The organism is Geodermatophilus sp. URMC 65 (assembly GCF_053502545.1).
In genome coordinates this window covers 944609-964166 of sequence record NZ_CP199954.1, presented here as the reverse complement: position 1 = coordinate 964166, position 19558 = coordinate 944609, and the positions used below count along the sequence as shown (strand labels likewise).

The following is a 19558-nucleotide window of genomic DNA, read 5'->3' as shown; positions in this document are numbered from 1 at the left end:
CCGACGACCGAGCCCCTGAGCCGACGGCTGATGGATCGTCGTCACAGCGATGACGAATGCGATTCTCTCGTCAGGGCGGCGAGGTTCCCCCCGTTTCGTGTGCGGTCAGTGGTGGCTTCGGTCGCCGCTGGCCGGGTGGTCCGGTGCGACTCACGCGCGAAGCACGCCGACGAGTGGCGTCGATGCCCTCACGGGTGCCTGCGCGCGGCCTTGGCCGGCTGCATTCCCCAAAAGAGGTTGTCTGTTAGGCAACACTTATGAGCTTTACCTGGACAGGTGATCGCCGCCACAGTGGTCCGAGGTGTGCAGACGTCGACGAGGGGGCTGCCCAACATGACCGTGCGAGCCAGCGAAGTCCGGCCGGTCCCTCCCGCTGGTTGGGTGACCGTCCCAGACCCGCGTGACGACGCCTTCCGGTTCCTGGCCCGCTCCGTGGCGCCGGTCGGCGTCCCGGATCCGCCGATGTCGATCACCTCGCCGATGATCGAACTGGTCGGCCGGGGTGGGGCGCCGACGTCCTCCTGGCACGGCGACCGCACTTCGGTCAGCCTGGCCGCGGTCGAGTCGGGCTTCGAGAACCTGCACGACGGCGAGGCGCTGCGCTCGGTGATGGTGTCCCGATGACCGTCCCGCGCATCGACAAGGCCGTCGTCTCCGGGGTGTTCAGCCTCGACGGGCAGGACTTCGACGTCGACAACAACGTCTGGCTGGTCGGGGACGACGACGAGGTGATCGTCGTCGACGCCCCGCACGATGCCGCGCCGATCTTCGCGGCGGTGGCCGGCCGGACGGTGACCGGGATCGTGCTCACCCACGGCCACAACGACCACATCACCGCAGCCGTCCGGCTGCGCGAGGCCACCGGGGCACCGATCTGGCTGCACCCGGACGACCGGATGCTGTGGGACGTCGTCTACCCCGACACCGCACCGGACCGCGATCTGGTCGACCGCACCCGGCTCACCGTTGGCGGCATCCACCTGGACGCACTGCACACCCCGGGCCACTCGCCGGGCAGCACCTGCCTGCACGCGGCCGACCTGGGCACCGTCTTCACCGGCGACACGCTCTTCTGCGGCGGGCCGGGGGCGACCGGCCGTTCCTACAGCGACGAGCCGACCATCCTCAGCTCCATCCGGACCCGGCTGTTCACCCTGGACGGCGCCACCGTGGTCAAGACCGGCCACGGCGACGACACCACGATCGGCGCCGAGGTCGGCCTCCTCTCTTCAGCCGTCGCTGGAGACGACCGTCCCCCCGGGCAGCAGCTCGATCAGCAGTCGCGCTAGGCCGTGGTCCGCGATGGTCACCACCACGACGTCCCCGCTGTCCGCGGGGACGCGCACCGGCCGGTGCAGCAATAAGACGGCAACCGCGAGGTGCCGGAGTGAACGCCGGGGGACGCAACCTGGGCGCGACCCAGAGGGCCCAGCGTGCCGGGACGCGAGTGCCGTCCAGCGCCGTGGGGGCTGCCCCGACATGACGACGATGTCACGACTACGACGAAGAGGTCATCAGTGTCCGACTCCGCAGTGACCACGCTCAACCCCACGACAGCTGCTGAACGCAGGCGGGTGGCCACCGCGACCGTCGTCGGTACGACGATCGAGTGGTACGACTTCTTCATCTACGCGAATGCCGCCGGTCTGGTGTTCGCGCAGACCTACTTCGCGCCCGCCGGGGAGTCGACGGCCATTCTGCTGTCGTTCGCGACCGTGGGCCTGAGCTTCCTCTTCCGGCCGCTCGGCGCGGCCCTCGCCGGGCACTTCGGGGACAAGATCGGGCGCAAGCGCATGCTGGTGCTCACGCTCCTCCTCATGGGCGGGTCGACGACCCTGATCGGGCTGGTGCCGACCTACGCCCAGATCGGCGTTGCCGCCCCCGTCCTGTTGCTCCTCCTGCGCATCGTCCAGGGGATCTCGGCGGGCGGGGAGTGGGGTGGAGCCGTGCTCATGGCGGTCGAGAACGCACCAGCCAAGAAGCGGGGCATGTACGGCGCATTCCCGCAGATCGGTGTGCCCATCGGCATGCTGCTCGCCTCCGGCATGCTCGCCCTGATGAGCGGGGTGATCGCTCCGGGTCAGGCGTTCCTCGACTGGGGTTGGCGGGTGCCGTTCCTGCTGAGCATCGTCCTGCTGTTCGTCGGCGTGATGATCCGCCGCAAGGTCGACGAGAGTCCGGTGTTCAAGGAGATCGCCGCGAGGGGTGCGACGACCCGCGTTCCGGCCGTGCGGCTCTTCCGCCGCCACTTCCCGCTGGTCATCCTCGCCGCGCTCACGTTCGCGGGGAACAACGCGGCCGGGTACATGACCACCGGGGGGTTCATCCAGAACTACGCCACCGACCCCACAGGACCGGTCGGGCTCGAACGGACCCCGGTCCTCGTCGCCGTGGCCTTCTCAGCTGTCGTGTGGCTCGGCACCACGTGGGCGGGTGGTCTCATCTCCGACCGGATCGGCCGGCGGAACACCTACCTTCTCGGGTTCTCCTGCCAGCTCCTCGCGGTCTTTCCGCTGTTCGCGCTCGTCAACACGGGGCGCGTCGGGCTCCTCGCGCTCGGCCTGGCGCTCTTCAGCATCGGGACCGGTCTCAGCTACGGGCCGCAGGCGGCGTTCTTCTCGGAGTTGTTCCCCGCGTCCATCCGCTACTCGGGTGTGTCCATCTCCTACGCCCTGGGGTCTATCCTGGGCGGTGCCTTCGCGCCGCTCATCGGCACCGCTCTCGTCCAGCGCACCGGCACGGTCTACTCCGTCGGGTGGTACCTCATCGGGATCACGCTGGTGGCCATGTGTGCCACGGCGCTCATCCGCGACCGCCGCGGGATCGCGCTCGGGCCGGAGAACGAGGAGGAGCAGGCCCAGAATCCGATCTACGGTCTGCGCCACGCTGACACGGCGCGTGCCTGACCGGCGGTGACCCGTCAGGTGACTGTGCCCAGCGAGAGCCACGGCGCCGGCCCTGTCGTCGCTGCCCTGCTCGGGAAGCTCCCCGGCCGGGTGGAGACATCTCCGGGCGTGTTGGAGCAGTACCGGCGGGACCGGTCGGGTCAGGTCAGCCCGGGCCTTCCCCTCTGCGTGGTGACCGCCAGATCGGTAGAGGACATCCAGGAGACCTGCCGGATCGCCAGCGCACACGGCGTCCCGGTCGTGACACGAGGGGCAGGCACCGGCCTGGTCGGCGGTGGGATCGCCGGGGTCGGCGAGATCGTGTTGTCCACCCGGGCCATGGACCGCGTCCTGCGGATCTCCGTGGAGAACCGTCTCGCCGTCGTCGAGCCGGGGGTCATCAACGCCGAGCTCAACAGGCAGCTGGCGGAGCGAGGGCTGTGGTGGGCCCCCGATCCGGCCAGCCGGGGGATCTCCACCGTCGGCGGAAACGTCGCCACCAACGCCGGCGGCCTGCTCTGCGCCAAGTACGGCGTGACCCGCGAATCCGTCCTCTCGCTCAAGGTCGTCCTGGCCGACGGGCGGCTGATCAGCGTCGGTCACGACACCGTCAAGGGCGTCACCGGGCTGGACCTGTGTGCGCTCATGATCGGGTCCGAGGGGACGCTGGGGGTGATCGCGGAGTGCACGCTGAAGTTGCGGCCCCTCGTCCGCGGCCCGGTGGCGACCATCAGCGCCTACTTCTCCTCGGTCGAGCAGGCTGCACGGGCCGCCGCTGCGGTCGTCGCGGCGGGCCTGACCCCGGCGGTGATGGAGCTGCTGGATCGTCGGACGCTGGAGTGCGTGAGCCGCTACAACGGCCTCGACCTCCTGGCGCGCGGCGACTCCCTGCTCCTGGTGCAGACCGACGGCACGGGAGCGGTCGCGGAGGCGGAGGCGGTGCACGCGCTCGTAATGGCCGCCGGAGCGGTGGCGGAGGTCACGACGGACCCTGAGGAATCCGCACGGCTGATGGCCGTGCGCCGCGAGGCGTTCCCCGCCATCGAGAGCCTGGGCACGCTGCTGGTGGAGGACGTCGCCGTCCCGATGGACCGGATGAGCGCCATGTTCAAGCGGATCCGGGAGCTCGAGGACCGCTACGACGTGATCATCCCGACGGCCTGCCACGCGGGGGACGGCAACTTGCACCCTGCCTTCGCCTTCCCCGGCGACGAGGTACCGGAGGTGGTCTGGAAGGCAGCGGAGGCGCTGTTCGAGTACGCGTTGGAGCTCGGCGGGACCCTGTCCGGGGAGCACGGGATAGGCCTGCTCAAGCGCCAGTGGCTGAAGGACGAGCTCGGTGACGCCCAGATGGCGATCCAGCGGCAGATCAAGGCCGCCTTCGACCCCGCCGGGATCCTGAACCCAGGCAAGGTCTTCCCGCCGCAGGGCTGAGCAGCCGAGCCGGCCCGCGGGCGGGGCCGGTCGACGGTGGTCCGCCCTCTCGACCGGTTGGCCGGCTGGGCCCGCTCCGAGTGCGACGGCGTCCACGTCCTCGAGCAGCTCGTCCGTGGCGCGGGTGTGACGACGGCGAGCCGGTCACCTCGCACCACGAACGATCCGCACGTCAGCTCGCGGTGCTCCGCGCCAGGAAGACGGACTCGAAGAACGCGCCCAGCCGGTCCGTCGCCGGCAACGGCAGCACGTCAGCGACGTACTGGTCCGGCCGGACGACCACCACGGCGCCATCCCGGTCGACGCCCCGGAGCTCGAAGATGTCCTGCTGGGGGTCGACGGCGTAGACCTTCTCGTAGTCGCGGAGGCCGAACGGGCCGACGCGCGGGAGGAACGCCTCGGGCACCGAGCGCATGTCCACGTCCTCGAAGGGCTGCTGGTAGACCACCTTGACGTGGAACCAGGCATCGACGTCCGCGCCGTCCGGGGTGTGCATGACGACGGGCGACTCGGGGGAGTGCGCGAGCCACTCCGCGAAGTCGGTCAGCGCTGATGGCTGTCCGGGCGCGGCCGCGTCCGCGAACGCGTAGATGCGCCACCGCCCGTCGGCGCGGGCGTGGTGGCCGAGCTGCGCGGGGTTGGCGTCGCAGACCCGGACGACCGGCGCCGACCGGAAGCGCTTGCCGAGCGTGAACCCGGTGGCGCGGGCCTGGTGCTCCGGGTCGGCGACGATGACCGAGGGCTCGTACTGGGTCATGAAGCCCGCCGGGAACTCGAAGGTCTTCACGTAGAAGTCCTCGAGCTCGGAGGGGTCGGCGAGCGCTTCGGGCTTCGTCGCCATCAGCGTCGACCACTGCTTGTCGAAGTCGATGAGGTCCTTGGCGACCACCCGGCGCTCCGCGGCGTAGGTGCTCAGCAGCGATGCGGGGCTGCGGCCGTCGAGCACGTGGCCGAGCTTCCAGGCCAGGTTGAAGCCGTCCTGCATGGACACGTTCATCCCCTGCCCGGCCTTGGCGCTGTGCGTGTGGCAGGCATCGCCGGTGATGAACACACGCGGCGCGCGGGAGAGGGTGTCGCCCAGCGGTGGGTCGTCGAACCTGTCGGCGAGGCGGTGGCCGACCTCGTAGACGCTGTGCCAGGCGACGTGCTTCACGTCCACCGTGTAAGGGTGCAGGATCTGGTTCGCCCTGGCGATGATCTGCTCGATCGTCGTCCTGCGGACCGCGCCGTTGTCGTCCGGGGACACCTCGCCCAGGTCGACGTAGAAGCGGTCGAGGTGACCGCCCTCGCGCGGGATCAGCAGGATGCTGCCGCCGTCCTCGGGACTGGATGGCGCACTTGGTGCGGATGTCGGGGAAGTCGGTGACGGTGAGGACGTCCATCACGCCCCACGCGTGCAGCGCCTAGTCACCGGCGAGCGTGCCCCCGATCGCCTGGCGCACGGCGCTGCGCGCGCCGTCGCAGCCGACCACGTACTTCGCGCGCACGGTGCGCGTCTGTCCCTCCCGCGGGCCGCTGCTGTGGCGCAGGGTGACCGTGACGGGGTGCTCGCCGCCGTCGGCGACCTCCACGCCGACGAACTCCAGGCCGAAGTCGGGCCTCAGCCGGGCCGGGGAGTTGGCCATGAACTCGGCGAAGTAGTCCTGCACGCGCGCCTGGTTGACGATCAGGTGGGGGAACTCGCTGACCCCGGCCGGGTCGTCAGGAGTCCGCTTCGCGCGCACGATGTGCGACCGGAGGCCGGCGGGGCCCCCGCACCAGCCGCTCGTCCACCTGTCCGTCCGGTCAGCACACCCGGCTCAGTACGAGGCGCGCTCGATCCCGTCTGCCGCGGGCACCCAGCGTGCGGCCAGGGCTTCCGAGCCGCGCGCCAGGAGCGCGACGTCGGCGCCGACGAGGACGAACGACGCTCCTGCGTCCAGGTAGGACTGAGCGAAGGTCGGGTCGAAGGCGTTCACACCGGCGGGGGTGCTCGTGGAGCGGATCGCCTCCAACGCCCGTAGCACGGCGGCGGTGACGTCCGGATGCGTCTGCTGACCGAGCAGGCCCATCGATGCGGCCAGGTCGGAGGGCCCGACGAACACGCCGTCGATGCCGTCGACCGCCGCGATCGCCGCCGCGTTGTCGACGCCGCCCGCGGTCTCCACCTGGACGAACACCGAGACGTAGGCGTCAGCGTCGGCGAGATAGCCGTCCACGCGGTTCCACCGGGCCGAGCGGGCGAGCGCCGACCCCACGCCGCGGCGGCCGCGGGGTGGGTAGCGCACGGCGTCGACGACCGCCTGGGCTTCGGCAGCCGAGGAGATCATCGGCACGAGGATGTTCTGCGCGCCGAGATCCAGCACCTGCTTGATCGTGACCACGTCGCCGATCGGCACGCGCACCACCGGCGTGACCGGATAGGCCGCCACCGCCTGCAGCTGCGCCAGCACCGCCTCGAGCCCGTTGGGGGAGTGCTCCATGTCGATGAGGACCCAGTCGAGGCCGGCACCGGCGCAGATCTCCGCGACGAGCGGTGAACCCGAGCTCACCCACATGCCCGCGAGCGGCCGGTCCGACCGGCCGAGTCGATCACGGAACGTCGGACTCAGACGAAGCGGCATGCGATCGACCCCATCGTCCCGTAGTCGCACACGACGCTGTCGCCGCGGGAGACCCACATCGGTCGGGTGAACGACCCGGCGAGGACGATCTCCCCCGCACCGAGGCCGGCCCCGTGCTGTGCGAGCTTGTTCGCCAGCCATGCCACACCGACGCCGGGGTGGCCGAGGACGCCGGCCGCGACACCGGTCTCCTCGATGGTCTCGTTGCGGTAGAGCAGCGCGGAGATCCACCGCAGGTCGACGTCGTCGGGGCGTTTGGGCGTGCCCCCCAGCACCATCCCGCCGTAGGCGGCGTTGTCGCTGATGGTGTCGACGATGGTGCGACCCTCGAGCTCGATGTGCGAGTTCAGCACCTCGAGCGCGGGCGTGACGTACTCCGTCGCCCGCAGCACGTCGAACAGGGTGCAGTGCGGCCCCTCGAGCGGCTCGCTCAGCACGAACGCGAGCTCGACCTCGATGCGCACGTTCGAGTACGCGTCGAACGGGATCTGTGCGCCGCTCTCCCACACCGTGTCGTCGAACATGACGCCGTAGTCCGGCTCCGTGATGCCCGTCGCCTGCTGCATCGCACGGGAGGTGAGACCGATCTTGCGTCCCACCAGCCGGCGGCCGGCCGCCAGGCTCTTGTCGCGCCAGACCCCCTGGATGGCATACGAGTCCTCGACGGTGGCGTCGGGGTACCTCGCCGTGATCCGCGGGATGACGCGGCGTTCACGATCCGCGTCGGCCAGTTCATCGGCGATCGCGGCGATCACCTCGGCTTCGAGCATGCGTCGACTCCTCCTGGTGGAACGGGTCAGAGCTGGTTGCCCAGCTTGTACTCGCCCTGCTTCCAGGTCGGCATCGACTCCTCACCCTCGCTCGGACGCGTGTAGGAGAACCCGTCGGCGCCGATCGTCACCGCCATCTCCGAGTTCTCGGTGCGGGCGACGACAGGCTGGGGATTGCCGTCGAGGTCGAGCACGAGGGAGGCCTCGGTGTACCAGGAGGGCACGACCGGGTTGCCCCACCAGTCGCGGCGCTGGTTGTCGTGGACGTCCCAGGTGACCACCGGGTTGTCGGGGTCGCCGGTGTAGTAGTCCTGCGTGTAGATCTCGACGCGGTGACCGTCGGGGTCGCGGAGGTAGAGGTAGAACGCGTTGGAGACGCCGTGACGGCCAGGGCCCCGCTCGATGGCGTCAGAGCGCCGCAGTGCGCCGAGCTTGTCGCAGATCGCGAGGATGTTGTGCTTCTCGTGCGTGGAGAACGCGACGTGGTGCATGCGCGGTCCATCGCCGCCGGTCATGGCGGTGTCGTGCACGGTGGGCTTGCGCCGCATCCACGCCGCGTACACGGTGCCCTCGTCGTCCTGGATGTCCTCGGTCACGCGGAACCCGAGGGTCTGCATGTAGGCCACGGCACGCGGCACGTCGGGGGTCACCTGGTTGAAGTGGTCGAGGCGGACGAGCGCGCCCGGCGTGTACAGGTCGTAGCGCCACGCGAGCCGCTCGACGTGCTCCACGTCGTGGAAGAACTCGTACGGGAACCCGAGCGGGTCCTCGACGCGCACCGAGTCGCCGATGCCCTTGGTCCAGCCCTCGGCGCGACGTTCGACCCGGCAACCGAGCTCGGTGTAGAACGCGACGGCCTTGTCCAGGTCCTCGGGCGTGCGCACGCGGTAGGAGAACGCGGCGACCGCGGCCACCGGACCCTTGCGCAGCACGAGGTTGTGGTGGATGAACTCCTCCATCGAGCGGAGGTAGACGCTGTCCTCGTCCTCCTCGGTGACCACCAGGTCGAGCACGTCGACGTAGAACTGACGCGAGGCCGCCAGGTCGGTCACCACGAGCTCCATGTAGGCACAGCGCAGGACGTCCGGCGGCGCCGCCTGCGGCGTGGCGATGGGGTTGTCGCTGTGGATGGGCGCTTCCTGCGAGACGTAGAAGCCCGAGGACGTGAGGGTGCGGTCGTTGGCGCGGGTCATGTCGGCGTCCTTGCTCGAGTAGGGGGTTCGGAGGTCCGGGTTCAGCTCAGCGGAGTTCCGGGTCGTCCAGCGACGGCTCGGGGTGCTCTTGCTTGCCGAAGGTCGGGTTGTGCACCTTGCCGAGCGTGATGTGCACCGCCTGCTGGTCGGTGTAGAAGTCGATCGAGCGGTAGCCGCCTTCGTGACCGAGCCCCGAGGCCTTGACGCCACCGAACGGGGTGCGCAGGTCGCGCACGTTGTTCGAGTTGAGCCACACCATGCCGGCCTCGACGGACTGGGCGAAGTTGTGCGCGCGCTTGAGGTCGTTCGTCCAGATGTAGGCGGCGAGGCCGTACCTGGTGTTGTTCGCCAGGGCGAGCGCCTCCTCGTCGGTGTCGAACGGCGTGATCGCGACGACCGGGCCGAAGATCTCCTCCTGGAAGATGCGGGCGTCCGGGGCGACGTCGGCGAACACCGTCGGGGCCACGAAGTTGCCCGCGTCGAAACCCTCTGGACGCCCACCGCCGGCGACGAGGCGAGCCTCGGTCTTGCCGATCCCGACGTAGCTCATCACCTTGTCGTAGTGCTCGGGGTGCACGAGGGCGCCGACCTCGGTGTCCGGGTCGTGCGGGTAGCCGACCTTGACCCGCTTGGCCTGCGCGGCGTAGCGCTCGACGAACTCGTCGTACACGTCCCGCTGCACGATGATCCGGCTGCCGGCGGTGCAGCGCTCACCGTTGAGCGAGAAGACGCCGAAGATGGTCGCGTCGATCGCGGCGTCCAGGTCGGCGTCGGCGAAGACGACCGCCGGCGACTTGCCGCCGAGCTCCATCGACAGGCCCTTGAGGAACGGCGCGGCGTTGCCGAAGATGATCTGCCCGGTGCGGCTCTCGCCGGTGAAGGAGATCAGCGGCACGTCGGGGTGCTTCACCAGCGCGTCGCCGGCGTCCTCGCCGAGGCCGTTCACGAGGTTGAAGACGCCCTTCGGTACCCCGGCCTCCTCGAAGATCCCCGCCCACAGCGACGCGGACAGCGGCGTGAACTCGGCGGGCTTCAGCACGACGGTGTTGCCGGTCGCGAGCGCCGGACCGAGCTTCCACGACGAGAGCATGAACGGCGTGTTCCACGGCGTGATCAGCCCCGCGACGCCGATCGGCTTGCGGTTGACGTAGTTGATCTGGCGGCCGGGCACCTTGAAGGTGTCGTCCGCCTGGGCCACGATCAGGTCGGCGAAGAACCGGAAGTTCTCGGCCGCCCGGCGTGCCTGCCCGAGCGCCTGGGTGATCGGGAGGCCGGAGTCGAACGACTCGAGCTCCGCGAGCCGGGCGTCGCGGGACTCGACGATGTCGGCGACGCGGTGCAGGACTCGCGAGCGGTCGCGGGGGAGCATCCGGGGCCACGGTCCCTCGGCGAAGGCTCGGCGGGCGGCGGCGACAGCCCTGTCGATGTCGGCTTTCTTGCCGGCGGCGGCCTGCAAGTACACCTGGTTCGAGACAGGGTCCAGCACGTCGAACGTGTCGCCGTCCGCCGAGTCGACGAACTCGCCGTCGATGTAGTGCTGGATGCGGGTGGGCAGGTCGGCGGGGACGTGGCGTTCCGCGCCGAGCGTGGCGATGTTGGTCATGGGGTCTCCCGGATATGGGTGAAGAGGCTGCAGGCCTCATCGGGGTGTTCGTGCGGCATGGAACTGCGGGGCGTCACCGACCGGGGTCTGCGTGCGACCTGTTCGGGCCGCTGGACGGCCTCATGGCGTCGGTGTGTGAACCTGCTGGAGGGCCTCGTCGTAGCGGGCGCGCCAGTGGGCGTTCATGGGAAACAGCCCGTCCACCGGGTGTCCCTCCGCGACCCGGGCGGCAACCCAGGCGTCTTCGTCCTCCTGGGCGAGGGCCGCGTCGACGACCTCCTCGACGAGCGTGGGCGGGATGACGATCACCCCGTCGGCGTCACCCACGACGACGTCGCCGGGCTGGACGGTCGTGCCGCCACAGCCGATCGTGACGTCGACGTCCCACGGCACATGACGTCGGCCGAGGACGGCGGGATGCGCGCCGCTGGTGTAGACCGGGATGCCGACCGCGGCGACGGCCTCGTAGTCGCGCACTCCGCCGTCGGTCACGATGGCGGCTGCCCCGCGGGCGTGGGCACGGATGGCGAGGATGTCCCCGAGCGTTCCGGAGCGGGTCTCCCCGCGTGCCTCGATGACGATGACCTCACCTTCGCCCACCGCGTCGAAGGCGCGCTTCTGTGCGTTGTAGCCGCCTCCGTGGGAGGCGAACAGGTCCTCCCGGTGGGGGACGAAGCGCAGCGTGCGGGCGGTCCCGACGACCTTCCGGTCCGGGTGCATCGGGCGGACACCGTCGATCGTGACGTCGTTCAGACCCCGCTTGCGCAGCTGCTGGGACAGGCCGGCGACGGGTGCCTTCTCCAGCTTCGCCCGCAGCTCCGGGGTCAGGACGCCGGGGGCTGAGGCCGCCGAGGAGGCGATCGGCTCAGCGGGGAGTCCGGCGGCCTCGCGCGACCCCCACGCCTCGGCGCGCTGTGTGTCGTCCACCGCGGGAAGCGACCCGAGTGAGGCGTCGAACGACGCCGTGCCCTGGACCACCGTGGTGACGAGCCGTCCTGAGCTCGGTGCACCGGCCACGCCCGGCGCGTCGACCTCGACCTCGACGACGTCCCCGGGAGCCACGACGGAGGAACCCGCGGGCGTGCCGGTGAGGATGACGTCCCCGCTCTCCAAGGTGAAGTGCTGCGACAGGTCGGCGACCATCTGCGGGAACGTGAAGAGCAGCCCGGCGGTGGTGTCGTCCTGGGCGATCTCGCCGTTCACCCACACGCGCACGCGGAGCGCATCAGGGGGCACGATCCGCGCGTCGATGAGCTCGGGACCGATCGGGGTGAAGCCGTCGCCGCCCTTGGACCGGACGTTCGACCCACGGTCGTTCGCGCGCAGGTCGTACAGGCCGAAGTCGTTGCTCGCGGTCACCCACGCGACGTGCGACCACGCGTCACCGGCCGACACCCGGCGGGCCGGCTCGCCGATGACCAGCGCGACCTCGCCCTCGAAGGCAAGGAGTTCGGTTCCCTCGGGACGCTCGATCGAGCCGCCGGATGCCGCCACCGAGCTCGACGGCTTGAGGAAGTACGAAGGATGAGCCGGCCGCCGGCCGCGTTGGTCGGCGCGTGACGGATAGCTGAGATGGACGGCGATGATCTTCCCTGGCCGACTGGGAAGGCCCGCGAAACGTGGGTCCACAGCGTGCGCCTCGTTGCTGATGTGAGTCGTCATTCGCTCCCCTTGGATCGTATCTGAAATCGTATATGGTCCCCTCGGACCGGTCAAGCCACCCCCAGCGACTTCACGACAGGGAAGTCCGACGACGAAGGAACGCTGCCATGAGCGAGAGCCGCGAATCCGTTCTGCTGGCCGATGTGCCCGATGGACTGTTCATCGGAGGCGAGTGGCGTGCTGCCGAGGGCGGCAGGACGCTGAAGGTGTTCGACCCTGCTACGGGCGAAGTCGTGAAGGAGATCGCGGACGCGTCCGTCGCCGACGGCAAGTCGGCGCTCGATGCTGCCCACGCAGCCTTCCCCGCATGGTCGCGCACACCCCTCCGGGAGCGGGCGGAGCTGCTCCGCCGCACCTTCGACCTGCTGCAGGAGCGCAAGGAGGACTTCGCGCTGCTGATGACGATCGAGATGGGCAAACCGCTCGGCGAGGCCCGGGGCGAGGTCGCCTACGGGGGCGAGTTCGTCCGGTGGTTCAGCGAGGAGGCGGCGCGGATCCAGGGCCGCTACGGGCCGAACCCCGAAGGCACCGGCCGAATGATCGTCTCGCAGCACGCGCTGGGTCCGTGTTACCTGATCACCCCGTGGAACTTCCCCCTGGCGATGGCCACCCGCAAGATCGCCCCGGCGCTCGCAGCGGGCTGCACCGTCGTGATCAAGCCGGCGGAGCTGACGCCGCTCACGACGCTCTACTTGGTCAAGCTGCTCCAGGACGCCGGGCTACCGAAGGGCGTGGTCAACGTGATCACGACGAGCAACTCCGGCCAGGTGTCGGAGCCGATCATCCGCGACCCGCGGCTGCGGAAGCTGTCGTTCACCGGCTCCACCCCGGTCGGCCAGAAACTGTTGGCGCAAGCCGCCGAGGGCGTGCTGCGCACCTCGATGGAACTGGGTGGCAACGCGCCGTTCGTGGTCTTCGACGACGCCGACCTCGACAAGGCTGTCGACGGGGCCCTCGCGGCGAAGTTCCGAAACATCGGCCAGGCGTGCACGGCCGCCAACCGCTTCCTCGTGCATCGCTCCGTCGCCGACGAGTTCGCGGCCAGGGTGACCGAGCGTGTCAAGGCCATGCGCATCGGTCGGGGCACGGAAGACGGCGTTGTCATCGGGCCGCTCATCGATGACCGGGCCGTGGCGAAGGCCGACGCGCTCGTCACCGATGCGGTCGAGCGGGGCGCGACACTGCGGACCGTAGGGAAGTCGGTCGCCGGTCCCGGCACCTTCTACGAGCCCACCGTCGTCTCCGACGTCACGTTCGGATCGGACCTCCTCCGCGAGGAGATCTTCGGCCCGGTGCTCGCGATCGTTCCCTTCGACGACGAGGACGAGGCGGTGCGCCTCGCCAACGACACGGAGTACGGCCTCGTCTCCTACGTCTACACCGAGAGCCTCGCCCGCGGGCAGCGAATGATCGATCGCCTCGAGACGGGGATGATGGGCCTCAATGTCGGAGTCCTGTCCAACGCCGCCGCTCCCTTCGGTGGGTGGAAGCTCTCCGGCCTCGGCCGCGAGGGCGGCGCGGAAGGCATCAAGGAGTACCTCCAGACGAAGTACACGCTGACCGGAGACCCCTTCGCCTGAGTGGGGCGGTCACAGCGGCGGCGGATGGCGGAACTGACCGTCCGTCGCCGCTACGACCGGACGGCGTACTCGGCGGCCATGCTCGGGTCTCTTCGCACCCAATCGCGACCTCGCTGGGCACTGGGCACCGGTGCTCTCCTCTCCGCCGGCCGGTGACCAGTCGGCTCATCCAGGACCCCGCAGGGCGCGCTGGCCATGGAGAGCGAGGCCCGGTGCGCAGTTGGGACACGTCGGCGAGCCGGAGCCGGTCGGGAGCGACCGCGATGGTGTTCGGTCTCACGACAGCGGCAGCCGCCGCGCGACGGCACTCGCCGATCAGCGCGAAGGGCTGCTAGAGCACTCCCCGGAGACGCGTACGGGGCGAACTGCCCGCGGTGAATTTCGTATATCATTACGTCGTGGCCGCGATCGTCGTCCGTGAGGACGTTCCTGGGTGATGGTGAACGCTGTCGCGGATGTGCCGCCGAGCAAGGTCCAGCTCTCGTATCAGTGGATCCGTGAGCAGATCACGAGCGGTCACTTCACGCCGGGGTATCGGCTCGTGCTGGCTCAGATCGCCGGCGAGCTGGGAGTGAGCGTGGTGCCCGTCCGTGAGGCGGTCCGGCTACTCGAGGCCGAGGGCCTGGTCACCTTCGTGAAGAACGTCGGAGCACAGGTCGCCCTCGTCGATGAGGCGGAGTACATCCACACGATGCAGACGCTGGCCCTCGTCGAGGGGTACGCCACTGCATTGGCCGCCCCACTGCTGTCCCCGGACACCATCGCTGCAGCGCGCGAGGTCAACGACCAGATGCGGGCATGCCTCGATGACTTCGACCCGCATCGCTTCACGGAGATGAACCGGGCGTTTCACTCATTGCTGTTCGATCACTGTCCGAATCCGCATGTGCAGGATCTCGTCGGGCGTGGCTGGAGCAGGTTGGCTGCGCTGCGTGACTCCATCTTCGGCTTCGTCCCCGGAAGGCCACCCGCCAGCGTGGCTGAACACGAGGAGATCCTCGAGGTGATCGAGCGGGGAGCAGACGCGGTGGAGATCGAGCTCACTGCGCGGCGGCACCGCACAGCGACCTTGGAGGCTTTCCTGAGCGCCCGGGCCGGAGGAGAAGGGCAGCACACGGCCGGTGGGGGCATGACGCGGGGCGGCAGCATCCGCTAGGGGGAACCCGGGTCTGGGTCCTGGCCCACTCAGCCACCCGCCACTGCGCCGTCACCGGTCTCTTTGAGAAGTGGTTGTGCTACCTGGCGGCTCAACCGTCGCAGCACGAGCCTTCGACGGGCCGTGTGTGTTCTCCACCGAGTACGCCCTGATCACGATCACCGTCTACCAGTACGTCCACCCCGGCATTGGCGGCCAGGCGGCGGCCGGGCCGGTGCGAGCGCGGCGAAGTATCAGACGGGTATCGGGACGGCACCACAGGCCCCGACAACAGGACACCTGGGGCTCTTGACCTGAAGGGTCCCGCGGGTGAACACCTGTGCGAGTAGGACTTCAACGACCTCACGCACGGGTTACGGCTCCAACTTGAAGGCAGCCTCCGGCCTGTCGCCGCGGGAGTCCAACGGGGCGCGCTTGACCGCCATTGCTCCTCGTCCGGGACAGGTCGCCTCCGTTCGTGGGCGCCCCGCAGATGACTTGACCTGCGCAGGATGCACAGCAGCGACCGTCGACGAACTGACTTCGCACGTTCGGGGCTACAGGGTCCCGAGACTCCGTGGTGTGGTGATCGCGGGGTGCGCTTGTCCCGGTGAGGACGTCGACCTAGCGTCATGATCCTCCGGATGTCGGTCAGGAGGTCGGCGGCCGAAGGTATAGGAGCGTGGTCAGGAACGATGCGACGAGCTGCGAGGACGGAGAACTGCCGGATCAGCGCAGTGAGATCAACCAGGGCCGTTGGCCCAGCTGGGCGCAGCAGTGACACCGCGTCGCAAGTCGTCCTCACCCTGCTGGGGTCACAGTGAAGTCCGTCCGGGAGGCGGCCGCGCGGCAGGCCCCTGCGGCGCTCTTCCACGGCCGGCTCGGGCCGTCGGCTGCATGGTGGCTGATCTCGGCCTTGCTGGCGGCCACAGGTAGGCGCCGGGGCCGCCGAGCGGCGATGCGCGGCCTGGCCTCGGTGGTGGCCACGGACGCGTTGCTCCAGCGGTCCGGCTCGGGCGCCGAGCGCCGGCCACGCCGGTTCGGTAGGGCACTGCTCTCGCACACCCGGACCGTCGCCGGGTCCCCGTCCCGGCACGCTGCCGCGGCTGCCGCCTTCGTCGTCGGGGTCGGGACGACCGAGCCGGTGCTCGGGCTGCCGACGACCGGCCTCGCGGTGACCCTCCTGCGGCGCCGGCTGCGTGCCGGCGACGTAGGCGAGGTTCTCGCGGGTGGCGCACTGGGCGGCGCGGTCGCCATGACCGGCAGCCGACTCTTCCCCTCCCGGACACCCAGCCCCGTCCGCACGGTCCGGCCCCGCCCGGCGCCGCAGCCGCCCCGTCCGGACGGCGCTGGTGTCGTCATCCTCGTGAATCCACGTTCCGGCAGCGGCCGTGGCGGCCGACTGGGCGAGGCCGTGCGCAGCGCGCTACCCGCTGCCGACATCGTGACGCTGCAGCCAGGGGCCGACGTGCCCGGCGAGTTCCGTGAGGCCGCCCGACGAGCCGAGGTGCTCGGTGTCTGTGGCGGGGACGGCACCGTGGGCGCCGCGGCGCAGGTCGCCATCGATGCGGCCCTGCCCCTGCTGGTACTTCCCGGCGGCACGTTCAACCACTTCGCCGCCGATCTCGGGATCGACCGGATGGCCGACGCGCTGGCGGCGCTGCGCCGTGGCACGGCGGTCCGGATCGACGTCGGCCTGGCTGGAGAGCGGCTGTTCCTCAACACCTCCAGCCTGGGCAGCTATCCCGCGTTCGTCGCCACCCGCGAACGCTGGGAGGCCCGGGTCGGCAAGCCCGCGGCCGCGGTCATCGCACTGTGGTCCGCCGTTCGGCAGCAACGACCGCTGCGGCTGGCGGTCGACGGGCAAGAGCACGACGTGGCCATGATGTTCATCGGCAACGGCCGGTACCAGCCGCAGGGGTTCGCCCCCAGTTGGCGTCCCCGACTCGACGACGGGCGGCTGGACCTGCGCATGGTCACCGTGGCCGGCCGCGCGCCGCTGCTGCGGCTGGCCCTGTCCATCCTCACCGGCCGACTCGGCTACAGCCGCCTCTACATCGAGGACGACCCGGTCGATGTACACATCACCCGACCGGACGGCCCCGGCCTGCTGGCCAGTGACGGCGAGATCGCCCTCGGCCCCGCCGAGGTCGTCTACAAGAAACTCCCTCGTAGCCTGATCGCCTACCAACCGTCGGTCGGCACGCTCTTCGAGCGCTGAGCCGTCCGGCACGCTGGTCTCAGGCATCGGCCGGGGGGTGGCCGGGCGGGGCTGCTCGGCTTCCAGGCGCGGCCGTGCGCGGGTTCCCGCGGCTGTCAGCCGCGTTCGGTCACTGCCGGCGGCGTCGGCCGAGCGACAAGCCGATGGCGACGCCACAGCTGATCAGGCCGCCGACCGGGACGACGGGCGGGACACCGACGAGGAGTTGCCGGCGGGCGGGCCTGAGTTCGTGCACGGCCCAGCCTCGTCGTACCGCCCCTTCGAGCAGCCGCGGCTCGGGATTGACCGCGTGGGGATGCCCGACCGCGGCGAGCAGGTCCCGATCGTCATAGGAGTCGGAGTACGCGTGGCTGCGTTCCAGCCCGATGCCCTGCTCGGCCGCGAGTACCCGAACGGCGGCCAGCGACACTGGGCCGTGCATCAAGCCGTCCGGGAGTCGACCGGTGAAATAGCCGTTCCCGTCCGTCTCGGCCCGTGTGCCGAGGGCGCCGTCGAGTTCCAGGGCCGCGGCGACCGGCCGCGCCAGCTCGATGGGGCTGGCGGTCACCAGGTAGACCAGGTCGCCGGCGGCGCGATGCGTGGCGATGATGCGGGCCACGTCGGGATACACCCTCGGGAGCACCTCCTGCGTCGCCAGGCGCCGGCTCCAGTCCTCGAGGTCGGCGCTCCTGAGGCCGGTGACGGCAGCCATCGTCTCTCGGCGCAGCCGGGCGCTCTGCTGCTCCCGTCCACCGAAGAAGACCTCCGCCACATGACGGGCGGTGAGGGTCAGGGCCTCTCCGATGGAGTACACGTCCCGGTCCCTCAGGTCACGGAACAACAGGGACAGCGAGGACCCGCTGATCAGCGTCCGGTCCAGGACCAGGAACGCTGCGGTCCTGGGCGCCGGCCCGCCGTCATCCACGTGCGGGCGTCCGACGGGCACGGTCACGAGGTCTCCTCGGAGCGGTGGTACGGGGTCACCGGCACCAAAACCTGCTCGGCGGGCGCGAAGCCCACAGGTCTCCCGGCTCGCTGCCAGGTCTCCGGATCGGCACCGGGCGGCAACCACTGCGAGCGCCAGATGCCGAGGGCGACGTCCAGGTCCTCCAGCGCCGGGCGCAGGTGCGCGGGGACCGAGGTGCGCAGGTGCTCGGCCCACAGGCGGACACGGAGGTCGCGGACGGCGGTCCCGTCGGTCACCAGGGCACAGCTCAGTTCGCTGTCCGTGCCGGCCATGGAGCGGCTGAAGAAGTTGGCCGACCCGACACAGGCGAAGGCGTCGTCGACCAGCACCAGCTTCGTGTGCACGGTGAGGTGCTGCACGCGGTGCATGACGACGTTGCTCCGCTGCGCAGGCGGGAGCCGCCGGATGACCTTGTGCCGCAGATCGCGGGTCACCGTGCGCTTGAGCTGGTCGACACCGCCGTCGGCTGGGTCCTTCCGACCGGAACCGACCAGGATCACCTTCACCCCACGAGCGGCGGCCTGCCGCAACGGCTCGTAGAGCTCCAGCCGCCGTCGGCCCCCGGGCATCTCGTGGAAGTACTGGTCCTCCAGGTACACGTAGCGGCGAGCCCCCGCGATGGCCGTGGCGAGGGTCCGGTAGACCTCCTGGACGCCCCCGTGCGGCAGCGTCGTCCAGCGCACCCTGTTCAGGCCGAACCACTCGTCGATCTTCCACGGACTGAACGAGCGCAGGACCTGGACGGCGTTGCCCTCCGCCGAGCGCGGCGGGGTCGCGGGCGCCGGTGGCACCTGCATCGGGTGCAGCGGCGGGTTGAGCACCACGAGTGACGCCGGCGGCAGGTACATGTACCGCCGCGGCAGCGTGGCGGTCTCCTGCCACCGCAGCCGGTAGTTCTCCCACACCCTCGCGGCCGCAGGGCCCGTGATGCGAGCAGCACCGTCGTGCCACCCCCACCGCTGTCCCTCGCTCCGCAACCGGTCGTGCGGCGTCGCGTCGTAGCGGCTGCTGACCAGGTCGATGCCACCGACGAACGCGCTGAGCTGTCCGCCGACGTGCAGCAGCACCAGCTTCTGGTGGTTGGAGCCGATGCCGGCTCCGGACCAGTCGAGCAGCACGCGATCCCGCAGCGGCGGGGCGAGCACCTCGGGCCGATCGGCCGGGAGCCACCCGCGCATCGCACGTGCGGTGAAGACATTGTCCCGGAAGGGGCCGACGCGCGGCCAGGGCAGCGAGCCGCTGAAGACCGCTCCGGTCAGCAGCACCCGCACGTCGACTCCGTCGGCCGCCTTCTCCGCCAGCAGATCCGCGATCGCCTGGTGACCCGGTTCTCCCACCGCTCGTCCCGTGAGATCCGTGTCCGCATCCATGTGCAGGCCGGAGAGGAACACGGAGTCTCCAGGGCCCGCGGCCGACAGGCCGGCGTGCAGTTGGCTGAAGTACTCCACTCCGTCCACGACCGCGTCCCAGGTCGAGTCGCCGGTGAAGACCGGGTTGTCGGGCGTGGACGGCGGCAGGTAACGCCG

General features: G+C 70.3%; 15 protein-coding genes and 1 pseudogene. 7 read left to right on the top strand and 9 right to left on the bottom strand.

What is annotated here, in order from left to right; all coding sequences use genetic code 11:
* Positions 1–381: 381 nt before the first annotated feature.
* The 4 genes from ACWIX7_RS04430 to ACWIX7_RS04415 all read left to right on the top strand — a co-directional run bounded on the left by ACWIX7_RS04430 (position 382) and on the right by ACWIX7_RS04415 (position 4319).
* Positions 382–624 carry a hypothetical protein gene (locus ACWIX7_RS04430; RefSeq protein ID WP_448620365.1) on the top strand — a complete coding sequence of 81 codons (243 nt, stop codon included), beginning with the start codon at positions 382–384 and terminating at the stop codon, positions 622–624.
* Complete coding sequence (locus tag ACWIX7_RS04425; protein WP_448620364.1) at positions 621–1289, top strand: MBL fold metallo-hydrolase; 669 nt, start codon at positions 621–623, stop codon at positions 1287–1289. The genes ACWIX7_RS04430 and ACWIX7_RS04425 overlap by 4 nt, the downstream gene beginning before the upstream one ends.
* A gap of 228 nt (positions 1290–1517) precedes the next feature.
* Positions 1518–2906: an MFS transporter gene (locus ACWIX7_RS04420; protein ID WP_446765944.1), complete on the top strand. Its 1389-nt coding sequence runs from the start codon at positions 1518–1520 to the stop codon at positions 2904–2906.
* Between the two features lie 171 nt (positions 2907–3077).
* Positions 3078–4319: an FAD-binding oxidoreductase gene (locus tag ACWIX7_RS04415; protein ID WP_448620363.1), complete on the top strand. Its 1242-nt coding sequence runs from the start codon at positions 3078–3080 to the stop codon at positions 4317–4319.
* Between the two features lie 172 nt (positions 4320–4491).
* Here the strand turns inward: ACWIX7_RS04415 and ACWIX7_RS04410 are convergent.
* The 7 genes and pseudogenes from ACWIX7_RS04410 to ACWIX7_RS04380 all read right to left on the bottom strand — a co-directional run.
* A pseudogene (locus tag ACWIX7_RS04410) lies at positions 4492–5628 on the bottom strand (FAD-dependent monooxygenase); the annotation flags it as partial.
* A 94-nt stretch (positions 5629–5722) separates the two neighbouring features.
* Positions 5723–6043 (bottom strand): FAD-dependent monooxygenase, encoded by a 321-nt coding sequence (locus ACWIX7_RS04405; RefSeq protein ID WP_446765946.1) that lies wholly within the window; start codon positions 6041–6043, stop codon positions 5723–5725.
* A gap of 75 nt (positions 6044–6118) precedes the next feature.
* Positions 6119–6850 (bottom strand): HpcH/HpaI aldolase family protein, encoded by a 732-nt coding sequence (locus ACWIX7_RS04400; protein WP_446765947.1) that lies wholly within the window; start codon positions 6848–6850, stop codon positions 6119–6121.
* A gap of 56 nt (positions 6851–6906) precedes the next feature.
* Positions 6907–7692, bottom strand: coding sequence for a fumarylacetoacetate hydrolase family protein (locus tag ACWIX7_RS04395; protein WP_448620362.1), 786 nt, complete (start codon positions 7690–7692; stop codon positions 6907–6909).
* A 26-nt stretch (positions 7693–7718) separates the two neighbouring features.
* Positions 7719–8885, bottom strand: a complete 1167-nt coding sequence (gene hpaD / locus ACWIX7_RS04390) for a 3,4-dihydroxyphenylacetate 2,3-dioxygenase (RefSeq protein ID WP_446765949.1) — start codon at positions 8883–8885, stop codon at positions 7719–7721.
* 46 nt (positions 8886–8931) lie between these two features.
* A complete protein-coding gene (hpaE, locus tag ACWIX7_RS04385) occupies positions 8932–10488 on the bottom strand; it encodes a 5-carboxymethyl-2-hydroxymuconate semialdehyde dehydrogenase (protein WP_448620361.1) in 1557 nt (518 codons plus the stop codon).
* 120 nt (positions 10489–10608) lie between these two features.
* Positions 10609–12204 (bottom strand): fumarylacetoacetate hydrolase family protein, encoded by a 1596-nt coding sequence (locus ACWIX7_RS04380; RefSeq protein ID WP_448620360.1) that lies wholly within the window; start codon positions 12202–12204, stop codon positions 10609–10611.
* A gap of 53 nt (positions 12205–12257) precedes the next feature.
* Here ACWIX7_RS04380 and ACWIX7_RS04375 point away from each other — a divergent pair, with 53 nt between their 5' ends.
* The 3 genes from ACWIX7_RS04375 (at position 12258) to ACWIX7_RS04365 (ending at position 17086) form a co-directional block, all read left to right on the top strand.
* Positions 12258–13730 carry an NAD-dependent succinate-semialdehyde dehydrogenase gene (locus tag ACWIX7_RS04375; RefSeq protein ID WP_448620359.1) on the top strand — a complete coding sequence of 491 codons (1473 nt, stop codon included), beginning with the start codon at positions 12258–12260 and terminating at the stop codon, positions 13728–13730.
* A gap of 436 nt (positions 13731–14166) precedes the next feature.
* Positions 14167–14886 carry a GntR family transcriptional regulator gene (locus ACWIX7_RS04370; RefSeq protein WP_446770681.1) on the top strand — a complete coding sequence of 240 codons (720 nt, stop codon included), beginning with the start codon at positions 14167–14169 and terminating at the stop codon, positions 14884–14886.
* A gap of 937 nt (positions 14887–15823) precedes the next feature.
* Positions 15824–17086, top strand: a complete 1263-nt coding sequence (locus tag ACWIX7_RS04365) for a diacylglycerol/lipid kinase family protein (RefSeq protein ID WP_446765953.1) — start codon at positions 15824–15826, stop codon at positions 17084–17086.
* A gap of 109 nt (positions 17087–17195) precedes the next feature.
* Here ACWIX7_RS04365 and ACWIX7_RS04360 read toward each other — a convergent pair whose 3' ends face one another.
* Both ACWIX7_RS04360 and ACWIX7_RS04355 read right to left on the bottom strand, forming a co-directional pair.
* Complete coding sequence (locus tag ACWIX7_RS04360; RefSeq protein WP_448622131.1) at positions 17196–17990, bottom strand: HAD family hydrolase; 795 nt, start codon at positions 17988–17990, stop codon at positions 17196–17198.
* Positions 17991–18013: 23 nt separating this feature from the next.
* On the bottom strand, positions 18014–19489 hold the full coding sequence (locus ACWIX7_RS04355) for a phospholipase D-like domain-containing protein (protein ID WP_446765955.1): 1476 nt from the start codon (positions 19487–19489) through the stop codon (positions 18014–18016).
* Positions 19490–19558: the final 69 nt, after the last annotated feature.

Bases quoted from the DNA above. Each gene is read 5' to 3' on its own strand.
- ACWIX7_RS04425 (WP_448620364.1), top strand. From the start codon at position 621: ATGACCGTCCCGCGCATCGACAAGGCCGTCGTCTCCGGGGTGTTCAGC.
- ACWIX7_RS04395 (WP_448620362.1), bottom strand. From the start codon at position 7,692: ATGCTCGAAGCCGAGGTGATCGCCGCGATCGCCGATGAACTGGCCGAC.
- hpaD (WP_446765949.1), bottom strand. From the start codon at position 8,885: ATGACCCGCGCCAACGACCGCACCCTCACGTCCTCGGGCTTCTACGTC.
- hpaE (WP_448620361.1), bottom strand. From the start codon at position 10,488: ATGACCAACATCGCCACGCTCGGCGCGGAACGCCACGTCCCCGCCGAC.
- ACWIX7_RS04375 (WP_448620359.1), top strand. From the start codon at position 12,258: ATGAGCGAGAGCCGCGAATCCGTTCTGCTGGCCGATGTGCCCGATGGA.
- ACWIX7_RS04370 (WP_446770681.1), top strand. From the start codon at position 14,167: ATGGTGAACGCTGTCGCGGATGTGCCGCCGAGCAAGGTCCAGCTCTCG.
- ACWIX7_RS04365 (WP_446765953.1), top strand. From the start codon at position 15,824: ATGCGCGGCCTGGCCTCGGTGGTGGCCACGGACGCGTTGCTCCAGCGG.